Annotated in this window: 4 protein-coding genes; 3 read left to right on the top strand and 1 reads right to left on the bottom strand. The window is 28.9% G+C overall.

All coding sequences use genetic code 11. From position 1 onward, the window contains the following. A partial coding sequence (locus J6V67_RS07015) for a glycosyltransferase family 8 protein (protein ID WP_291860728.1) occupies positions 1–950 on the bottom strand: 950 nt, incomplete at its 3' end. A gap of 88 nt (positions 951–1,038) precedes the next feature. On the opposite strand from J6V67_RS07015, the gene J6V67_RS07010 reads away from it, so the two are divergent. The 3 genes from J6V67_RS07010 to J6V67_RS07000 all read left to right on the top strand — a co-directional run. Then, entirely contained in the window at positions 1,039–2,166 is a 1,128-nt protein-coding gene (locus J6V67_RS07010; RefSeq protein ID WP_291860724.1) for a glycosyltransferase family 4 protein, read from the top strand. Beyond that, a complete protein-coding gene (locus J6V67_RS07005) occupies positions 2,156–2,563 on the top strand; it encodes a glycosyltransferase family 2 protein (RefSeq protein ID WP_291860721.1) in 408 nt (135 codons plus the stop codon). The genes J6V67_RS07010 and J6V67_RS07005 overlap by 11 nt, the downstream gene beginning before the upstream one ends. After that, on the top strand, positions 2,551–2,752 hold a 202-nt coding region (locus tag J6V67_RS07000; protein ID WP_291860718.1), incomplete at its 3' end, for a hypothetical protein. The genes J6V67_RS07005 and J6V67_RS07000, both read left to right, overlap by 13 nt.

Raw genomic sequence — 2,752 nt, 5'->3', positions numbered from 1 at the left:
ATATCATTTATATTTTTATTTTGGCTATCTGTATAGCTTTGTAAAAATCTCCATGGTTTTTCACCATAGTGAATGATTTTTGGCTCTTTATAGCTTTGCATAAACTCAGCCCTAGTGCAGTTTAGGCGGTGTGGGTTTTCATCTTTGCATATAGAAAAACAAAAACTAATTGATGAAAAATTATAAGCAATTGGTAGTTTAAGTAGTTTATCATTTGGGATTAGGGCATTTAGTAAGTCTTGATCGGCAGCTTTGATATATGTGGCATTTTGGGCTAGGGATTGACATTTTTGCTCTATTTGATTTTGTTTGTAAGCCTTGGTATTAATGAGTAAAAAACCAGCATTAAAATAGTCATTTGTAAATTTATGCGTGATGGTTTGGCTATTTTGTTTATATTTCATTTTGCGTTTTTTGCTACCTGGATCATTTACTGCGGCTAAAATATTATCCCCTAAATCAATAGCAAAAAGCTCACGTAAATCAAACAAACACAGCATATCAGCATCTAGATACAAGCATCTATCTACGCTAGGGTCTAGATAGGATTCAAGCTTTAATCTATAATATGTTAAAAAATTACTATGGGCTGCACCTGAGATTGGAAAGTTAGCAAATTCTTTATCATCTATTATGTGTGTTAGAATTTGGCATGGATATATTTGGTTAAGCTCGTTTTGAAGTGAATTTAGTTTGTTTTGTGTTTGGCTTGATATATTATCGCTAAGAATGTGAAAGATATAGCCTTCTTGCTTTTGCTCACTGCTTAAGTCATCAAAATTAATAGCCTTATAGCTGCTAAATGAGCTATCTTTTGGTGCGCTAAATCCTCCAGTTTGGCATATATCTTTAAAGCTTAAATTTGTATTTGTATTTTTGATTATGCTATTTATGAGTACTGCTGTATATTTGATATAATTCTCATCTGAACTAAATATAATATGAAACATTTTAAGCCTTTTTTAGCTTGAATTATAGCAAAATATGGTAAGATTCAACTTATTAATTTTACTTGCCAACTTTAAGGGGTGTATTATTTTGAAGAAAATATTGATAGTTGTTCCTGATTTAAGTATAGTTGGTGGCAGGGAGCGTGTTGTAGCAAATTTGAGTAATGAGCTTGTGAATAATTATAAAATTTATATAACTAGCATATTCAATGCTAATAAAAATATAGTATTTGATTATAGTAAAAATATAGAACTGATAAAATTATCTAATATTAAAGAAATCACCTTACCAAATGTAAAAAACCCATTTTTTAAAATTTTACGTGAATTAGCTAGGCCGTTAGTTAGATTTGTAAATAGAATAATTATAAAAATAATGAGCAGGCGTTTTATAAAATTAGCAAAAAAAATTGAGCCAGATTTTATTATTGATAATAGTGATAGCTTTATCAATGGTAAATTTACTTTAAAAAATAGTGCTGTAATTAAACTTATTCATGGAAAATTTGATATTTATAAAAATTTTGATTTAGATGGTTTGCAAAATTTTGTATTACTCTCATCTAAAGAGCTTGATAAATTTAAAACAAAATATCCAAATGCTAATTTTTATATCATTCCAAATTTCCTCCCAAATATCTCAAATTTAAATACCAATTACTCACAAAAAGTAGTTGTAAGCATAGGTAGGCTATCAAAAGAAAAAGGCCTTCTTCGCTTAATAGATATTTGGAAGCTAATTCAAGATAGCAGTGAGTTTAAAGATTGGAAACTACATATTGTAGGTGATGGAGAGCTAAAAGAGAAGATAGAAAATAAGATAAAAGATCTAAATTTAACCAACTCTATAATATTAAAACCATTTACCAAAGATGTAGAGAGTGAGTATCTAAGTGCTAGCATATATGCTATGACAAGCCATTTTGAAGGACTTCCTATGGTTCTTATAGAGGCTCAGTCTTACGCATTACCAACTATATCATTTGATATTGCAACCGGTCCAAGCGATATAATAGAAGATGAAAAAAGTGGATATCTAATAGAAGATAATAACCTTAATGAATATGCTAATAAACTAAAAACTCTAATGAGTGATGAGAATCTAAGAGCTAAAATGGGAGCAAAAAGCAAAGAGATAGTTAAAAGTAAATTTAGCAAAGATGTTGTAATGAAACAGTGGATGGAGTTGTTTAAGAGGTTGAAAAATGCAAAATAGCCCAAAAGTATCAATAGTAATTCCAGTATATAATGTAGAAAAATATATATCTGAGTGTCTAGATTCAGTAATTAACCAAACTTTAAAAGATATAGAGGTTATAATCGTAGATGATTGTGGAAGCGATAAAAGTATAGATCTAGTAAAAGAGTATGCCAAAAAAGATAGTAGAATAAAGATTATAAAAAATAATCAAAATAAAGGCTTATTTTTGGCTAGATGTGAAGGCTTAAAATCGACAACAGGAAAATATATTATCAGTTTGGACTCAGATGATTTTTTAGACTTAAAAGCTTGTGAGATAGCATATAATGCTACTAAAGATGGGTATTATGATATTGTTAAATTTAATGCTTATAACTATGATGGAAATACTGCTGGCATATGGGGGGGGTAACTTTAAATAATTATAGTTTTGAGTCTTTAGAAGAATATGCTAATTATATTTATAGACAAAAAGATTATCCTAGATGGAATTTGGCTTTTATGATGGTTAAAAGAGATATCTATTTAAAAGCTGTTGAAATTGTAGATTTAAAAGATAGAGTTACAATGGCAGAAGATGCTTTGATGGGTTTTGTACTTT

This window comes from Campylobacter sp. (assembly GCF_017646085.1).
Lineage (GTDB): Bacteria > Campylobacterota > Campylobacteria > Campylobacterales > Campylobacteraceae > Campylobacter.
This window is presented reverse-complemented; position numbering and strand designations above follow the sequence as displayed.

Bases quoted from the DNA above. Each gene is read 5' to 3' on its own strand.
- J6V67_RS07005 (WP_291860721.1), top strand. From the start codon at position 2,156: ATGCAAAATAGCCCAAAAGTATCAATAGTAATTCCAGTATATAATGTA.